This is a genomic window from Pseudoalteromonas sp. MB47, assembly GCF_011319765.1.
GTDB lineage: Bacteria > Pseudomonadota > Gammaproteobacteria > Enterobacterales > Alteromonadaceae > Pseudoalteromonas > Pseudoalteromonas simplex.
This window is the reverse complement of the sequence record NZ_VFBD01000008.1, coordinates 301,313-317,792: the sequence shown is the minus strand read 5'-3', so window position 1 is coordinate 317,792 and position 16,480 is coordinate 301,313. Positions and strand designations below refer to the sequence as shown.

10 protein-coding genes are annotated in these 16,480 nt (G+C 41.4%); 5 read left to right on the top strand and 5 right to left on the bottom strand.

The annotated features are described in order from the left end of the window. Positions 1 to 199 precede the first annotated feature (199 nt). The 5 genes from IMPJCBKJ_RS05450 (at position 200) to IMPJCBKJ_RS05430 (ending at position 8,974) form a co-directional block, all read left to right on the top strand. Positions 200 to 1,453 carry an MFS transporter gene (locus IMPJCBKJ_RS05450; RefSeq protein ID WP_138619685.1) on the top strand — a complete coding sequence of 418 codons (1,254 nt, stop codon included), beginning with the start codon at positions 200 to 202 and terminating at the stop codon, positions 1,451 to 1,453. A 124-nt stretch (positions 1,454 to 1,577) separates the two neighbouring features. Then, entirely contained in the window at positions 1,578 to 5,138 is a 3,561-nt protein-coding gene (locus IMPJCBKJ_RS05445) for an ImpA family metalloprotease (RefSeq protein WP_166339148.1), read from the top strand. A gap of 139 nt (positions 5,139 to 5,277) precedes the next feature. Beyond that, positions 5,278 to 5,751: a VOC family protein gene (locus tag IMPJCBKJ_RS05440; protein ID WP_138599913.1), complete on the top strand. Its 474-nt coding sequence runs from the start codon at positions 5,278 to 5,280 to the stop codon at positions 5,749 to 5,751. Between the two features lie 96 nt (positions 5,752 to 5,847). Further along, complete coding sequence (locus IMPJCBKJ_RS05435; RefSeq protein ID WP_166339146.1) at positions 5,848 to 7,161, top strand: DASH family cryptochrome; 1,314 nt, start codon at positions 5,848 to 5,850, stop codon at positions 7,159 to 7,161. A 130-nt stretch (positions 7,162 to 7,291) separates the two neighbouring features. After that, a complete protein-coding gene (locus tag IMPJCBKJ_RS05430) occupies positions 7,292 to 8,974 on the top strand; it encodes a sensor domain-containing diguanylate cyclase (RefSeq protein WP_166339144.1) in 1,683 nt (560 codons plus the stop codon). Here IMPJCBKJ_RS05430 and IMPJCBKJ_RS05425 read toward each other — a convergent pair. The 5 genes from IMPJCBKJ_RS05425 to IMPJCBKJ_RS05405 form a co-directional block, all read right to left on the bottom strand. Further along, entirely contained in the window at positions 8,960 to 9,529 is a 570-nt protein-coding gene (locus tag IMPJCBKJ_RS05425) for a DUF2799 domain-containing protein (protein WP_166339142.1), read from the bottom strand. The two genes, IMPJCBKJ_RS05430 and IMPJCBKJ_RS05425, sit on opposite strands and share 15 nt — an antisense overlap. Before the next feature lie 115 nt (positions 9,530 to 9,644). After that, the gene (locus tag IMPJCBKJ_RS05420; protein WP_166339140.1) at positions 9,645 to 11,312 is read right to left on the bottom strand and encodes an asparagine synthase-related protein; all 1,668 of its coding nucleotides are present in this window, start codon (positions 11,310 to 11,312) and stop codon (positions 9,645 to 9,647) included. Between the two features lie 112 nt (positions 11,313 to 11,424). Next, complete coding sequence (locus IMPJCBKJ_RS05415) at positions 11,425 to 13,308, bottom strand: propionyl-CoA synthetase (protein ID WP_166339138.1); 1,884 nt, start codon at positions 13,306 to 13,308, stop codon at positions 11,425 to 11,427. A gap of 160 nt (positions 13,309 to 13,468) precedes the next feature. Beyond that, positions 13,469 to 15,685 carry a tetratricopeptide repeat protein gene (locus tag IMPJCBKJ_RS05410; RefSeq protein ID WP_166339136.1) on the bottom strand — a complete coding sequence of 739 codons (2,217 nt, stop codon included), beginning with the start codon at positions 15,683 to 15,685 and terminating at the stop codon, positions 13,469 to 13,471. After that, on the bottom strand, positions 15,685 to 16,443 hold the full coding sequence (locus IMPJCBKJ_RS05405; protein ID WP_138599919.1) for a transporter substrate-binding domain-containing protein: 759 nt from the start codon (positions 16,441 to 16,443) through the stop codon (positions 15,685 to 15,687). The genes IMPJCBKJ_RS05410 and IMPJCBKJ_RS05405 overlap by 1 nt, the downstream gene beginning before the upstream one ends. Positions 16,444 to 16,480: the final 37 nt, after the last annotated feature.

Below are 16,480 nucleotides of genomic sequence, written 5' to 3'. Positions count from 1 at the left end.
CTACAGAAATGAAAAATACAATCAATAATTATTCTTATTTAGATTAATCTTTTTCAAGTTGGCTTAACACGATTCACAATTAAGTAGCGTTTGTTTTTTAGCTAATTAATACGCTGTTACAAACAAGTTTTAGATTAAATACCCAAGGCAGATTCAGTTCCTGTATAGTGTTTTAATCATCATCATAAAAATTAAAATAATGAATTCAGATATCTCTTTAGCGCGCTTTAAGCAGTTCCCAGTGCTTATGTGGATCTTCTTATTTGGCTCATTTATTACCCGTGGTAGCTACTACATGGTGTGGCCATTTCTTGCGGTGATCTTGTACGAAAAGTTTGCTTTATCGGCGACAGAAGTCGGTTTGGTACTTACCAGTGCCGCGGTGATTTCAGTGTTCACCAGTTTTATTGGCAGTAGCCTATCCGATAAAGTGGGCCGGCATACGCTGATGTACATTACCGGCGTGCTGTATATCATTTCTTTCTCGCTGTTGGCTGAGGTAGAAACCGTGGCCGGTTATGTGATTGTGATGACCTTATGCTCGATTGCGACTGCGCTTTGGCGACCATTAACCAGTGCGGCAATTGGCGATATTATTGATGATGCACAAACTCGCGAGCTGGCCATGCAGTCGCTGTACTTTATTGTTAATGTGGGCTGTGCGGTGGGCCCATTAGCTGGGGTATGGCTAGGTTTAACCGGTGAGCAGTCGAGCTTTTATATTACCGCAGGGGCATTTGCTATTTTATTAGTGCTGCTTGTTTGGGGCTTTAATTTTAGTGATAAAGCCGCCAAAAGTACTGCCGCAATCGACGAGCCAGAAGAGAAAAAACCAGCTGTACAAGGCAAGCAAATCTTACGTATTCTATTTGCAGATAAGCTGCTGCAGTGTTTAATTTTAGCCAATATTATGTGCATGTTTATTTATGCGCAAATGGATAGTTCACTCATACAATACCTAACTCGTGCAGAGGCACCCGACCTACTTGCATTGATTTCTGCGCTTATTTTTACCAATGCGTTAGTGATCATTTCAAGTCAATTTCTGCTGTTAAAAATGATGGCGCGATTTAGCCTAACGGTGCGCATTCAAATTGGCTTGGTGCTATTGATGGTGTCGCAGTTTTGGCTAGCACTTAATCCAATCGATTTATTCTGGGGCTGGATTGGTGCGATAGTGGTGATGAGTTTGGCCGAAACCATTTTGTTTCCGACGATGAACGTTCACCTTGATAGGTTGGCGCCTTCACATCTTCGTGGTGCCTACTTTGGCGCAGCTTCGTTTTATGATTTAGGGTTTGCTTTAGCGCCACTAGGAGGTGGTTTAATTTTAGACTATTATGATGGCCCAACGTTATTTTTCGCAGCGGGAGGGCTTTGCATTGTGGTGATTTATTTATACGCCATACTCGAAAAGTTACCCAGACCCGATTTTGCAAACCCAAGCTCGTAACCTTTAAATAGCCCTTTAAACAATTAATGACAGCGATATCAATTTACGTATTTTTTCCGAGATATTAGTTTGTAGTATCGGCTTATAATGTTAAAAAATTGTTTACCATACCGATAAGAACTCAATGAACGCACCTTACTCTTTGTGCAAACGCTCGCTATTATGCTCGGCTGTATTGCTAACACTTGCTGCTTGTGGCGGCTCAGGCTCAGATGAAAAACAAACAACAACCCCTCCTGTAACCGAAACACCACAAAATCAAGCGCCGCAAATCAGTGGTCAATCACAGACTTTACGTGTTGGTGAAACCTTAAGCTTTAGTCCTGAAGTCTCTGATCCAGATAATGACCCTCTTACTTTGTCTGTAACAAACTTACCAAGTTGGCTAAGTTTTAATGAAGCCTCAGCAAGTATCAGTGGCACGCCAGAGCAAGCAGGTAAGTATGCAAACATTGAGTTTACGGTCACTGATGGGCAGCTGTCTGCCCAGCTTTTGATTGATATTAATGTAGAAGCCAAGCTTGTCGAAAATACGCCGCCAACGCTCACGTCTACACCATCGGATAGCAATGAAGGCCAAGCTTATACTTACCAGCTAACATTTACTGATGCACAAAATGACACTGTGGTAATAAGTGAAGTTAGTAAACCTGATTGGCTTAGCTTTGATGCGACTAACCTCAGTTTTAGCGGCACGCCCTTGTTTGCGAATACGGGCGAACAGCAAATTCGTTTTCGTTATTCAGATGGCGAAGTGACGCAGCAGGCAGAGCAAACATTTAACATCGCTGCCAGAGCAAACTCAGCGCCGGTGGTTTCTCCACTGAGTAGTGAAGTGCGTGCTGAGCAGGCATTGAGTGTGCAGTTAGTCAGCAACGATGCAGACAACGATGATGTGAGCTTAACCGTAACAGGTTTACCAACGTGGCTAAATTTTGATGAGCAAACTAGCATCTTATCTGGCACCGCGAGTAATGAAGAACTTGGTGAACATAAATTCACAATCACAGCCTCTGATTCACGTACAGAGACTAGCTTCGAGTATGTGTTAAACATTACTCAAAGCTATGTAGCTGAGGCACTAGAAACAGGTAATGCGCTGGTTGTGCCAAACAGCGAATTACTTCTTGATGCGACACTTAATGAAATTGATATCCACAAAGCGCGCTTTCAAAGCATTAAAAATAGCTTATTTGGGTTTGGCTCAAGCTCCACCCTTGATGAATTAAGCTGGTATCCAACCTGGGATGCAACGCTATTAAATGCCACGTATCCATTCAATGAGCCGGTACTACTTACCAACAATAGTTGGCAAGATGGCTACGAGACAAAAATTAGAAATCTTGCTGTAGTCGGGACTAGTGATGGTGAGCAAGGCCGTTACTTGGTATTTGGTAGTAATCCTTATCGAAATACCATTAACGAGCAAATGACTCAGTTTTTGAAAAACAGCACCACATGGTTAGCTGGCAGAGAAATAACCGCAGAGCAGCCACTCAAACTTGTATTAGCACAACTAGATCAAAGCCATTACTTTCAAGATAGGATCAAAACGCGAGAGTGGTTTGATAGTCAATATGAAGGCATGGTGAGCTATAACGACAATGCAAGTTGTGACAACGACGCTTTAGCGGCGTGTTTAACATCTGACACGGATATCCTGATTATCTCTCAGCATGAGCGTGAAGGATTAAATATTGATAATGTTGTGGCTGCAGTAAAGCAAGCGCAAGAAAACGATATAGCAGTGATCTATATTCAGCGTGATGGTAGCCAAACGGCACTAGGTAAAGCGCTATTTGAATTACTCCATGTGAGCGTTGCAGGTGATAACTACTGGCACCGGTTAGAACTGGCACAGTGGAACCCAATTGCTATCAACGACAGCTTGCCAACTGATGCGCAAACTATTAAAGACTTACTCAGCCGCTTTAAAAGCAGCGAATTTAGTGTTGATTTAAGTGCTTGCGATAATCGAAGCTGTCCAGCTGAAAGCCAATATCAGCAACAGTTTAGTGATGCGGCAACGATCATTAATTCGGTGTTTAGAGGTTTTGACCAAGCTAAAACAGATATCTTTACTGAGCAAGGCTATCGCTTTTATCAGTTACTAGCGCTGCTTGCAGATCATTATCGCCAAGTAGTGAGCTTCCCGATGGATAAACTAAGCACCGAGAATACAAGCTTCTTTCGTGCCCTGTTTACTGATCATGCGGTATTAAATATACGTAAAGTTAACCCACTTCAAGTTGATATGGGGAATTTCAGCCGTAGTGATTTTAGTCATGTAACACCTAAAACCGTCACCGTGAATATGCAGAGTAAGGCGTATTTTCGCTCAACGGGTGTGTATGCCTTGCCGGGTCAAACATTTGCTATCAAACGCACCGATAATCAAGCAGTGAATACCAAGGTGTTTATTGATACTCTGCGCGATGGCGCAACACATTACATGAGCAGCAATGGCTATAATCGACCCGCTAAATTGCAGTCGGTTCATGTCCCTATAGAGACAAATGAAACGGTCTATTTTACGTCACCTTATGGTGGGCCAATTCAAATTGAGTTTGATCAAAATGATTTAGATGTCAGCTTTGAATTTAGCAATGTAGGTGAGCACCCGTATTGGCGTAGCAGCAGTGATGATGAGCGCTTTGCTGAGTTGCTTGAAAAAGGGGATTATGATTGGGCTGAGGTGGCAACCGGTGGTTTTGAGGTGCATTCAAATCTCGAGAAAATGCGTATTTCAATTAACGATGGTTATTGGCCTGTAGCGTCTGACTTCGCCCATGCTGTAGAGCGTTATACCCATAACTATCCGCATGTACTTGCTGGTTTCAAAGGGCCGGGCATCGATGTGGTTAGCGAAATTCATGACTTTGCGAGTGAACGCAATATTGAAGTACAAACAATTGATATTGTAAAACATATGAATGCTGACCAGCCGACCTGTGGTTGGGGCTGTTCGGGCAATCCGTATGACGCAGGTTGGAATTTTAATCCAACAGGGCATGGCGATATCCATGAGTTAGGGCATGGTCTCGAAAGAGGACGCTTCCGTATCGAAGGGTTTGGTGGTCATTCAAATACCAACTTTTACTCCTACTACAGTAAGTCGAAGTTTGAAGATGAAACCGGCTTTTCGGCATCGTGCCAAAACTTGCCATTCGAGAACTTGTTCGATCATTTACAAGCCAGTAAACAAAGCGCAGACGCATTTGCTTATATGCAAGATTTAGCGATGTCAGAGTGGTCGCAAAGTCACGCTATTTATTTACAAATTATGATGGCCGCACAGGCACACAATAAGCTTGAAAACGGCTGGCATTTATACCCTCGCTTACACATTTTGGAGCGTGCGTTTAATCTAGCTGATAACAGCGAGACTAATTGGCAGGCACAAAAAGATACACTTGGCTTTTCAAGCTACAGCTTGTCAGAGGCACAAAGCATAGGCAACAATGATTGGCTCCTAATAGCACTTTCAGAAGCAACCGAGCTCGATTTGAGCAACTACTTCAGCATGTGGGGCATGGCAACGTCAGACAAAGCAAAACAGCAGGTTAAAGCGAAAAACTACACGGTATTAGGTGATGTTTACTATGCCTCATCTGCCACCGGCTATTGTACGACGTTAAATCAAACAGAAGTTGCAATTGATGGGACGCAAAGCTGGCCTGAATAATACACCGCGTTGTTAAGTTGATTGGTATTCGTATTTAAAACGCCAGCGAAATATTTCGCTGGCGTTTTTATCATTAGATTAGTGAAATTAGCTACAACTGCTACCTTTATAACTCACACATTTAACGTTGAGGTGTAACATGGCTGTTTCTGCAATCCCAAAAGGTTACCATGCGGTAACCCCGTATTTGGTTATTGAAGGTGCTACTAAGGCGATAGAGTTCTACAAACAAGCTTTTGCTGCTGAACTTGTAATTCAAATGCCTCTGCCTGATGGTGGGGTGGCACATGCTGAAATAAAAATAGCCGACTCTCATATTATGCTTTCTGATAATTGCCCTGATGTGCAATTTAAGTCGCCGCAACAACTTGGCGGTACGCCGGTGAGCATTATGCTGTATGTTGAAGATGTCGATGCTGTTTTTGCTAAAGCCTTATCGCTTGGGGCGAAAGAGCTGCGTCCAGTACATGACCAATTTTATGGCGATAGGTCAGGGACTCTAGAAGACCCTTTTGGCCATATTTGGACTATAGGTACACACAAAGAAGACCTCAGTGAGCAAGAGCTTATGCAGCGCATGAGCGAGCTTATGAGTAAAGAGCAAGATGCTTAATACCTATCTGCAAATTATAGTTAATCATTTTGTTCTGATATTTAAATCCGGATAAGAAGGGTATTCGTATGTATGTTAAAACATATGAGTTATCCCATGAAAAAACGAGTTTTATATTGGCTACAAAATGATTTACGCCTAGCTGATAATGAAATTTTATCTGAATTAGCAGATTTTGCTGGCGAGCTTGATTTAGTGTTTGTGATTGAACCGCGTTGGTTTAGGCAAACTAATTACCAACAGAAGCCATATGGGGAACATAAGTACAACTTTTTACTTGAGAGCCTATCTGCATTTGCAAACGCAGTTGAGAATCTTGGCCAAACACTTCATGTGATCACAGGTGAGCCTGAGTATGTAATCAGCCAGCGTTTGCAAAAGTATAATATTGAAACATTGGTTTGTACCGAGCAAGTTGGCGTTTATGAGCAAAAACAGCTCGAAAAAATTAAAGCTTTATGCCCTCAAGCTGCCGTGAAAACTTATCAGCAAGATACCTTGTTTAAAGCAGCGGACTTACCTTTTCAGCTTGATGAATTACCAAAAAATTTTACCGCCTTTCGAAAAAAGGTAGAAGCTGAGCCAACCTTTATAGCTGCACCGCGACCTGCGGTCAGCCGATTACCTCACCCAGTACAGTTATGCGCTGAACACAATATTGCTGACGTAGTTACCCAGTCAGCTAGCTTCAAAGGAGGTTTATTTGCAGCTCAGCAACATTGCAGTGCGTACTTTTCCTCAAAAGCACCAAGCAGCTATAAAGAGACTCGCAATGAGTTAGATGGCTTTAGCAACAGCACTAAGTTTAGTGTTTGGCTTGCTGGAGGCACAATTAGTGCTAAACAACTGTATAACGAAGTTGAAAAATATGAGCATCAAAACGGTGCAAATGAGTCGAGCTATTGGATAAAGTTTGAATTGCTATGGCGCGAATATTTCAAATGGCATGCACTGCAAGCGGGAGCAAAGCTTTTTTTATTCAAAGGTCAAAAGCAAAATGCGCCGCTAACAACGTTTAACAGCCAGCGTTTCACTGCTTGGTGTAATGGCTGCACTCCATTTCCATTGGTAAATGCGATAATGCATGAACTCAACACAACAGGCTTTATATCTAACCGCTCGCGGCAGATTGCAGCAAGCTGTTTGGTTAATGAGTTAGCTCTTGATTGGCGCTATGGTGCAGCTTACTTCGAACAGCAACTTATTGATTATGATGTGGCTGCAAATTGGGGCAATTGGCAATATATTGCGGGTGTCGGTGTCGACCCTAGAGGTGGGCGTCACTTTCATATCAATAAGCAAACAGCGCTTTATGATCCTTTGTCACGTTACATTCGCAAATGGAATGGCGAGCAAACGACCACAACGCTTTTTGACTCGGTTGATGAGGTTGACTGGCCGTCAAGGTGAAAAATACCAATCCGCAATAAATCTGTAAGAGTATATTTATTTGATTATATTTTAGTATTTTTTGCCTTTTTAACTAAAATAATGAATAAGACTTAATTGTTTATCATTAGGCTAGTTATTAAGGCAGATTATGGCATTTAGTGAAGCTTACAATGAACTAAAGTCGCAGCTAGGACTAGATATTGCACAGTTGCTTCTCGAAAGTGGTGATGTGGGAGTTTGGCTCTGGAATGTGCAAACAGGCGAAACAATTTTTAATGATAAATGGGCAGATATCATTGGCTATTCTCTGTGCGAACTAGAACCCGTTTCAATTGATACTTGGCTTACCTTTGCTCACCCTGAAGACTTAGTGAAATCTGAGCAATTATTAAATGAGCACTTCGAAGGTGAATCAGCGCGATATGTCTGTGAAGCGCGTATGAAACATAAACGAGGCCACTGGGTTAAAGTGCTTGATAAAGGCCAAGTACAAACGTGGGATAAAAACGGTAACCCAGAATGGATGGTTGGAATACATATTGATATTACGGAACAATGGCAAAAAGAACGCGAAATTGAATTCCTACATCAAGAACTAAAAAAGTTCACTGATAACCTCCCAGGCTTTGTTTATCAATATGTAATAGACAATAAAGATGAAGCGTTTTTCCCATTTGCTACATCAAAAGTATTTGATATCTATGGCTGCTCTCCCAAAGATATTGAGTCATCAGCAGATAGAGTTATGCAAGCGATACATCAAGATGATCTGGAACGTATTGTACGAAGTATTGAGCATTCACGTGCAAAGCTAACTGATTGGTGTGAAGTGTTTCGCGTTAACCACCCCAAAAAAGGACAGATCTGGATTTCGGCAAAATCATCTCCTATAGCCCGAGCTGATGGCAGTGTAGAATGGAATGGTTATTCTGAGGATGTTACAGAGGAAGTTAAAAGTAATGAGCGAATTAAACTATTAACGGCTGTTTTTTCTACAACTAGCCGGGGGATTCTGATCACCACCGCTGAGTCTGTGATTGTTGATGTAAATCCTGCTTTTGAGCAAATAACAGGGTTTAAGAAGCATGAGGTAATAGGTAAAAAACCTTCAATACTTTCTGCAAAGAAGCAACCAGATGAGTTTTATCAACAAATGTGGACTGAGTTGCTCGATAAAGGCTGTTGGCAAGGAGAGGTATGGAATAAGCGAAAGTCAGGAGAGGTGTTTCCTGAGCAATTATCCATAGATGCATTGTATGATGAAAATGGCTTAGTTTCTCATTATATCGGTGCATTTGATGATATCTCTTCGGCGGTAGAAAAGCGCCAGCTTCTCAATGAGCTAGTTAATCAAGATCCACTTACTAAGCTATTGAATCGCAGAGGACTCGATATTCAATTGCGTGCTTTCTCACAAAGAACGCCAGCAGAGCATAACCAATTTGCATTGATCTATCTTGATCTTGATAATTTCAAACTCGTTAATGATACATATGGTCATGAACAGGGTGACAATTTGTTACTGGACATTAGTCAGCAATTGCGTTTACAAATGAGAGATAAAGATGTGCTATCGCGCATTGGTGGTGATGAGTTTGTTATTGTTTTACCTTCATTAACAAAGGCTAGTTTGTGCCAAGATATAGCGCTACGATGTCAGCAGGCGGTTAAAAAAGTAGCGCAAGATTATGAAACGGTTCAGCCGGTAAGTGCGAGCTTTGGTATCGCCATGTATCCTTTACACGGACACAGTGCAAAGGAACTTTTGGCCATCGCTGATAAACAAATGTATGAAATGAAATTGGCTCTAAAAGTCTCACCACTCGGTTGATATTTCAACACTAGGCAGTTTATTCAAAAGCGGAAGTAATGCGCGTTCTTTGCGCAAATCTTTACGCTCGTTTTCTAAATCTTTGCGTTCTCGATAAAGCTCTTTTTGCTGAGTATTATTAAGTTGGTTACTGTTAAGCTCGCCACGAATATCTTTTAATCGACGGTCGATATCGTCAATGCGATTATCAATATAACTCAGTCTTTGTTGCACTTGATATCTATCGTTACCTTCTTGCCATGCTTTACGAAACGCTGTGCTATTACAGACACCATTGTATGATGCGCCTTGCATGCCTAACGTAAAGCCATTTTCTGGTTCACAGTATGTAGCGAGGCCCTGATCGTATCCCACTTTATATTTAGCAATGTCAGCATTTACACCATACTCACTGCATTGTGATAGTGCATCTATGCCATCGCGATACTCAGTGCCATCTGCACCATGTTTATAACCAATACCATGCCAGTCAGCTTGTAAACATTCATTTTTGCTAACCGAGGTGCAGCCTGCTAATACGATTAGTGGCAGTAGAGGAAGAGTCCATTTTCTCATTAAAATCTCAGCTTATGATATTAATAACCTAATAGATTCTAGCCCGAAAAGTTCGTTGTTAGAAAGCTGTTTTTACTTCAAAGCAATTAATTCAAAATGATGGCCTGAACTTTATTCACCATTGGCAGAATTTCTGAGCAACACGTAAATTAGGCTGAACATTCTTTAAATGAGTTAACTGTAAAATGCAAAGTAAAGTGAAATGGCAGCGCTTTATCAATAAATGGCGGTCAAAAAACATAATTTTAAACCATAGCTTTAATAGTTCTGTGGGCGACATAAGTTTTGCGCTATTCAATTGCCATTGGGTTTGATGCTTGACGGTTATTGGGCAAGGCAAGTGTCCTGGGTAAGTTTGCCAAGGCGCAAGTAAAGCTCGTGGGTAATCGGTTTTTAACCATCGTTGATAAAAACGGTGTTTGCGAACGTACTCCACCGGTAAACCCAACGGATACTGTAGGACCTTCCACGAATAAAATGGATGGAAAAACTCCATTTTAAATTCGCAAACCTGCTCGTTAGGAACACTCAAATGGTGGTGTTGATCGTTAAGCAGCAAGAATAATTGAAATGCTTTTTCAAGTGGTAATTCAGCGAGTGGTTCGAAGCTAATTTTTAAGTTAGCTATCAGTTTTTGTTGTAATTGTTCAGCATTATGAACAACTGACTTAGGTAAAAATGCGTATTGTTGTTTGAGGTAAGCACTGATTAGTTTATCTAAGTTGTTTTCTTTTGCTGCAGCATAAATTTCATCACCGTAATAAATAAGCCCGACCCCAACACTACCGCCATTTCCTGACCAGCTTATTTGTGGTCTGCATACGTTAGTGAAATCTTGATGTTTCGCTTTACGCCAATATTTGCCAAGGCGCTGTTCGACAGATAGCCGCTGGGTGTCTGAAACTTGTATTACTTCTAATGGGACTGCATTTTGTGATGCATATTGTTTAGCACAAAATAGATCTTGGCTATCAGATTGCGAAAAGTTAAACGACTTCAATTGCACGCCTTGGCGCAATAACTCACTGTTAATAAGCCTAGAGTCTAAACCGCCAGATAAAGTGCAAAGAATTGTTTTATCTTTATGTTTTGCCTTTGCAACTAAAGTTTTAAAAGCCTTTGAGATCCCTTCAATTGCATCTGGTGTAACGAGCTTTTGTTTTGCAAGTGATACCCAATCAAAATATCTTTTTCTAGTTACACCCTGTTTTGCATTAAAGCATAGCATTTCACTTGGGTATGAGCATTTTACGTCTTTAAACGGTGTATGATCTAAAAGAGGATAACCAAGCACGGCAAGCTCAGTTAATGCATCCGGATTGTTCTGTAGTTGGATATCCAACTGCTTAAATAAATTAAGGTTAGTGGAAAATAGTAAACCATACTGTGTTTGTAAGGTATAAAAAGGTTTTAATCCAAGTGGATCAGTCGCTAATGTTAGGCGCTGGCTCTGCAGATCAAATTGACAAAAGCTAAATACTCCTTCGCATTGCTGCAAAGAAAAGTCGAGAGACTCGCAGCCCGCAAGTGTAATTAGGTCCTGTGTTCTAGAGCTTGATATGAGAGGGTGTCCAATGAGTGTTGCAATTTGCGACTCAGTTCGCAACCAGCTCGCCTGCTGATAGGCATCAAAATCATACTGAAAAATGGCTCCATACTCGCAATTAAAAAAACGAACATGTTTTTTTTCATAGTTACTAAATACATTAGCTAGTTGATTTATATACTTAAAGTCAGTTTTATCTGAATCATTGAATTGGAAATAACCTGCAATAATAGCCATGTTAACCACCTTTTCGTTTGCTAACTTATTAGTAAAGTTGCAAGCCATAGGCCAAAACGAATAAAGGCCTTAAACAAGGCCTTTGGTAACATTACAAAATTACAAACGCAGATCAGCGATTGTTAAGTTGTTGGTTGATTTCATCAAATATACTCGCATCATCAATGGTAGATGGAATTTGTAGTTCTTCACCATCTACCAATTGGCGTAAGTTCTTTCTGAGTATTTTCCCTGAACGGGTTTTTGGTAGGCGCTCAACATGCAAAACATTCTTTAAGCAGGCAATGGCACCAATTTGATGCCTTACAGAATGGACTAGCTGTTGCTCGACTTCTTTGCTATCGCCAAGGTAATCGTCTTTGAGCACTATCATCGCCATAGGTAATTGCCCTTTGAGTGCATCGTTAACGCCAAATACTGCACATTCAGCAACAGCAGGGTGGGCTGCAACAATTTCTTCCATTTCACCAGTTGATAAGCGATGACCCGCAACGTTAATTACATCGTCGGTACGACCCATAATAAATAGATAACCATCGTCATCAATATAGCCGCCATCACCAGAAAGGTAGTAGCCCGGATACTCGCTTAAATAACCCGCTTGAAAGCGTTCATTGTTTTGCCAAATTGTTGGTAAGCAGCCAGGAGGTAAAGGCAGTTTAATTACCACCGCACCATTTTCGTTTGCTGAGCACTGCTGCCCATTCATATCAAGAATTTGTACATCAAAGCCCGGTGTTGGCACTGTTGAGCTACCCGCCTTAGTGGCAAGCTGTTCAATACCAATTGGATTACACGCAATGGCCCAACCTGTTTCTGTTTGCCACCAATGGTCAAGTACGGGCAAGCCGGTGTTGTCTTTTAGCCATTCATACGTGGGAGGATCTAAGCGTTCACCGGCCAAGAATAAACGTTTTAAACTCGAAGTATCGTATTGTTTAAAGCCCTCTGCGGTAGGGTCTTCTTTTTTAATAGCGCGAAACGCAGTAGGAGCACTGAATAAGGCGGTGACTTTGTAATCTTCAACAACACGCCAAAATGCACTGGCATCAGGGGTTCTTATGGGTTTGCCTTCATAAAGTACGGTAGCGCAGCGATAAATAAGCGGTGCATATACAATGTATGAGTGACCTACCACCCAGCCAATATCAGAAGCAGCCCAAAATACTTCGCCGGGTTTCATGCCATACACGGTCTCCATGCTGTAATGCATTGCAACAGCGTGACCACCGTTTTCTCGAACCACCCCTTTAGGTGTGCCTGTGGTGCCTGAGGTGTAAAGAATATAAAGCGGGTCGTCACCTGAAACCGGCACGGCATCGACTGAACTTGCTGCATCAGAGGCTGATTGCCAATCGATGTCTCGGCCATCTTGCATCTCGGCAATGGCTTGCTCACGCTGAAAGACAATACAGTGTTCAACAGTATGCTGGGCGTTTTCGAGTGCTTCATCAAGCAGTGGTTTATATTCAATCACATGATTGATTTCGACCCCGCAAGACGCAGTAAGCACAAGCTTAGGCTTTGCATCATCAATACGCACCGCGAGTTCGTGCGGTGCAAAACCACCAAATACAACGGAGTGAATGGCACCAAGGCGAGCACACGCTAGCATACCAATAACCGCTTGTGGGATCATTGGCATATAAATGACTACACGGTCACCTTTGCTTACGCCAAGGGATTGCATGAGTCCTGCAAATTTAGCAACTTGAGTTTGTAACTCGCCATAAGTGTATTGTTGTTTAGTATTGGTAACAGGGGAGTCGTAAATTAGTGCAGTTTGGTCGCCATAGCCTGCTTCGACATGTTGGTCGAGGGCTAGATAACAAGTGTTTAGTTGACCATCGGCAAACCAATGGTAAAAATCATTATCGTCATATTGATAAGGGGCACTTGGCTCTTTAAACCAAGGAATTCGTTTACTTTGCTCAAGCCAAAACTGACCCGGATCGCGCTGGAACTGTTGGTATTGTTGTTGATATTCGCCCGCCATTGTGAGGCTCCTATACTTTTTAGTGAGAGATTTGTACAACGTACTAAAAAATATAGGGCGGTTTTTGATTAAATAATATGCGACCTTGGTCGGCATTAATGGGGCTAAATGTCGTTAAATCGCCCTGTTTAGAGGCGATTTCAGGGAATCGAGATGCTAATTAAACCTGTTGTTCACTAATAAGCGGTAAGCAAATGAGGATCTTAACGCCACCTAACTCACTGTGCTCAGCCTTGATAGTACCTTTGTGCGTTTCTATTAGGCTTTTACAAATCGCCAGTCCAAGGCCTGAGCCACCCGTTTGGCGGCTACGCGATTTATCAACGCGGTATAAACGTTCGAATATTTCAACTAACTGATTGTTAGTCACGCCGGGTGGGGTATCTTCAATGCTAAAAGTAATACTCTGCGCTGAGGCTGTCGCTATAAATTTAATTTTGCCGGGTTTATCAGTATAAAAGGTGCTGTTTGATAAAAGATTAGCCAGTACTTGCTTAATTTTATCGATATCCCATGTCACCTTTAAATCAGCAGTAACATGAATGTCACTGGTAAATTCAAAGCCTTTGCTTTGTACAAAAGCAGCAAAGTCTTGCTGCCAAACGGATAATACATCAGCAAGTAAATAGGGTTTGAGGTTCAGGTATAGGCTATCTGAGTCTGCTTGTGCTAGTTGGTGGATATCACGGATCAGTATATTGATATCGGTTAGCTTTCGATTAATGGCATCGTAAGAGGCATCAACGTCTTTTGCGATATTGTATTGCAATGCTTCAACTTGCAATTGTAGCGCTGTGAGTGGTGTGCGAATTTCATGGGATACATCGGCTAGTAAGCGGTTCTTCTTATCAACGACTTCTTGTAATAGTTGTGCTCGCTCGCTGGCAAGTTTACGCTTTTTAAATGAGCGGTAACCAAAGCCTGATATCAATAAAATCACACAGCTTAGGCCGAGTAACCAGGCTTTAAATTGCCATTCACTTTCGCTTAGTTGTGCTGCTTGAATTTGTTTATCTGCACTTAATTGGTTTATTTCTTGCTGATTTCGCATAAAGGCGACTTGGCTTTGCATCGCGGCCACAGTTAAGTCGTGCTGATTTTTACCCGTTTTATTTTCAAGGGTTTGATAGCGGCTTTGCGATTCAAATGCCTGTTTATAAAGTTGTAATGCAAGGTAAGAGTCAGTGAGTAATTTATTTAAGCTAATTTGATCTTCGACATCTTGTAACTCATTAGCCTGGTTTAAGGCCTGTTCTGCGGTTTTAATTGCTTTTGCATGGTCATTAAGAGCTTGATAGATACGTGTTTGGGTGATCGCTAAAGACACTAAATGGGAGCGGAAATTAAAGTCAGTGGCGATTGCCATGGCGCGATCAATATAGGCTTGCGCTTCACTAATGTTATTTTGTTTTAGAGCAATTAACGCCATTAAATTATATGAACGGCACAATCCTGTGTTTGAAGATGAGGGTAGATAATAGCTAATCGACTTTTCTGCATAGTCTGTGGCTGTTGTAAGCTCACCTTGTTTTAGCGCTGCATAGCCGACCTTCATGGCACTATTACCGATATCGACTTTAGAGCCAATTTCTAAATCCAGAACGTGCGACATTTTAAAGTGCTTTAACGATTGGGCACTGTCACCCATACGTCGATAAACTTCGCCAATTTCATAAAGTGCATCAGCAATGCCTTTTTTATCGTCAAGTTTTTGATGTAAAGAAAACGACAAAGTAAGATTGGCTAGTGCGTCGTGGTGGTCACCAATAATTGCTTCAATAATACCTAAGTTCTGCAATGCAGAGGCATAAGATTTATCGTCATCAAACTCTTGTAAAATATTGACTGCTTTTTGTGCTTCATTGAGGGCAGCTATGTACTTATCTTGCCAGCGTAAAATGGCTGCTAATCGCTCATAGGACTGGGCAATCAGCACTGAGTTATTTATCTGTTTGGCAATGGATAATGCATCGCGATAGTGTTGCTCTGCCTTAAGAAAGTTACTTTTTCTGCCTTGTGCGTAACCTTGAATAAGCATTGCTCGTACTGTTACTGACTGGTTATTGTGCTTTTCCCCGTAATTAAGCAGCTGCTCTGCATAGCTAAGAGCTTGGTCATAATCGCCACTGCCCATATTCATAAATGCCAGCGATTCGAATGCCTCTTGTATAATGTTAGGTTCATTGGAAAGGGTTGAGTCGTTAGTTAATTGCTCAAATATTTTAGTGGCTTGGTTTGGATTACTGTTACGTAACAATTGTGCTTCGTTAAGCTTTTCTAAAGCTTGTTCAGGGGTAATAGCAAGGGTATTTAGCGATAAGCAGCTAAGCAAAATAGCTAAAGCTAAGCCTTTGTAAGGTGATTGCGTGTTTTTCATTATAATCTAGGTAAAGGCAGATGCCATTTTTGTAAAATTGCTTGGTATTGACCGTTTTGTTTCAATGCTTTTATGGCATCACTCAATTGCATAGCAAGTTGCTTGTCCAATTTTAGATTCGCGGCTAAATAAAGGCCTGATGGGTAGTCGTCTAAGTGGAGGCTCTTATTAATGTCATTAGGGAGAACTCCTGATAACGCGAGTTCGTTTTGTAAGGTAAGCGTGTTGGTTAGTACAAAATCAATTCGTCCTTTCTCTAGCATTTGCCAAAGTTGATGGTAATGACTGACCAGCACCAAATTTTTATTTTCATTAAAGCCGGCTTGTTTCAAATAATGTTCACTTGAATAGCCACGAATTGTTGCCACACGATATTTCTTTGCTTGTTTTAAGCTTTTTATTTCGTGGTTTTGTTTGGCAAGCCCAACTAAATAAGCATCGGCAAAATAGGTTTGTGCTAGCCATTGGAATTTATATTCACGAGACTCATTTTTTAGCAATGAAATCATCAATATGCTTGGGTCATTTTGAAACTCATGAAAAGCTCGGGCCATTGGCATAATTGAGAATTCGCCAGCGATGTTTGTTTTCGCTAGGGCAGACTTTATCACTTCAACAAGCGCACCATCGGCTTTACCTTGCTGATTTTTAAAATGGTATGGGGGTAAATCTTCGGCAATAAAGGTCAGTGTTTTCGCCGTCGTAGCACTACTGATAAAGCAGAAGATAATAACAATCAGCAATGAACGAAGAAGCATAAAGAACCTACACCTTTAAACATGTTGTTAACATAGT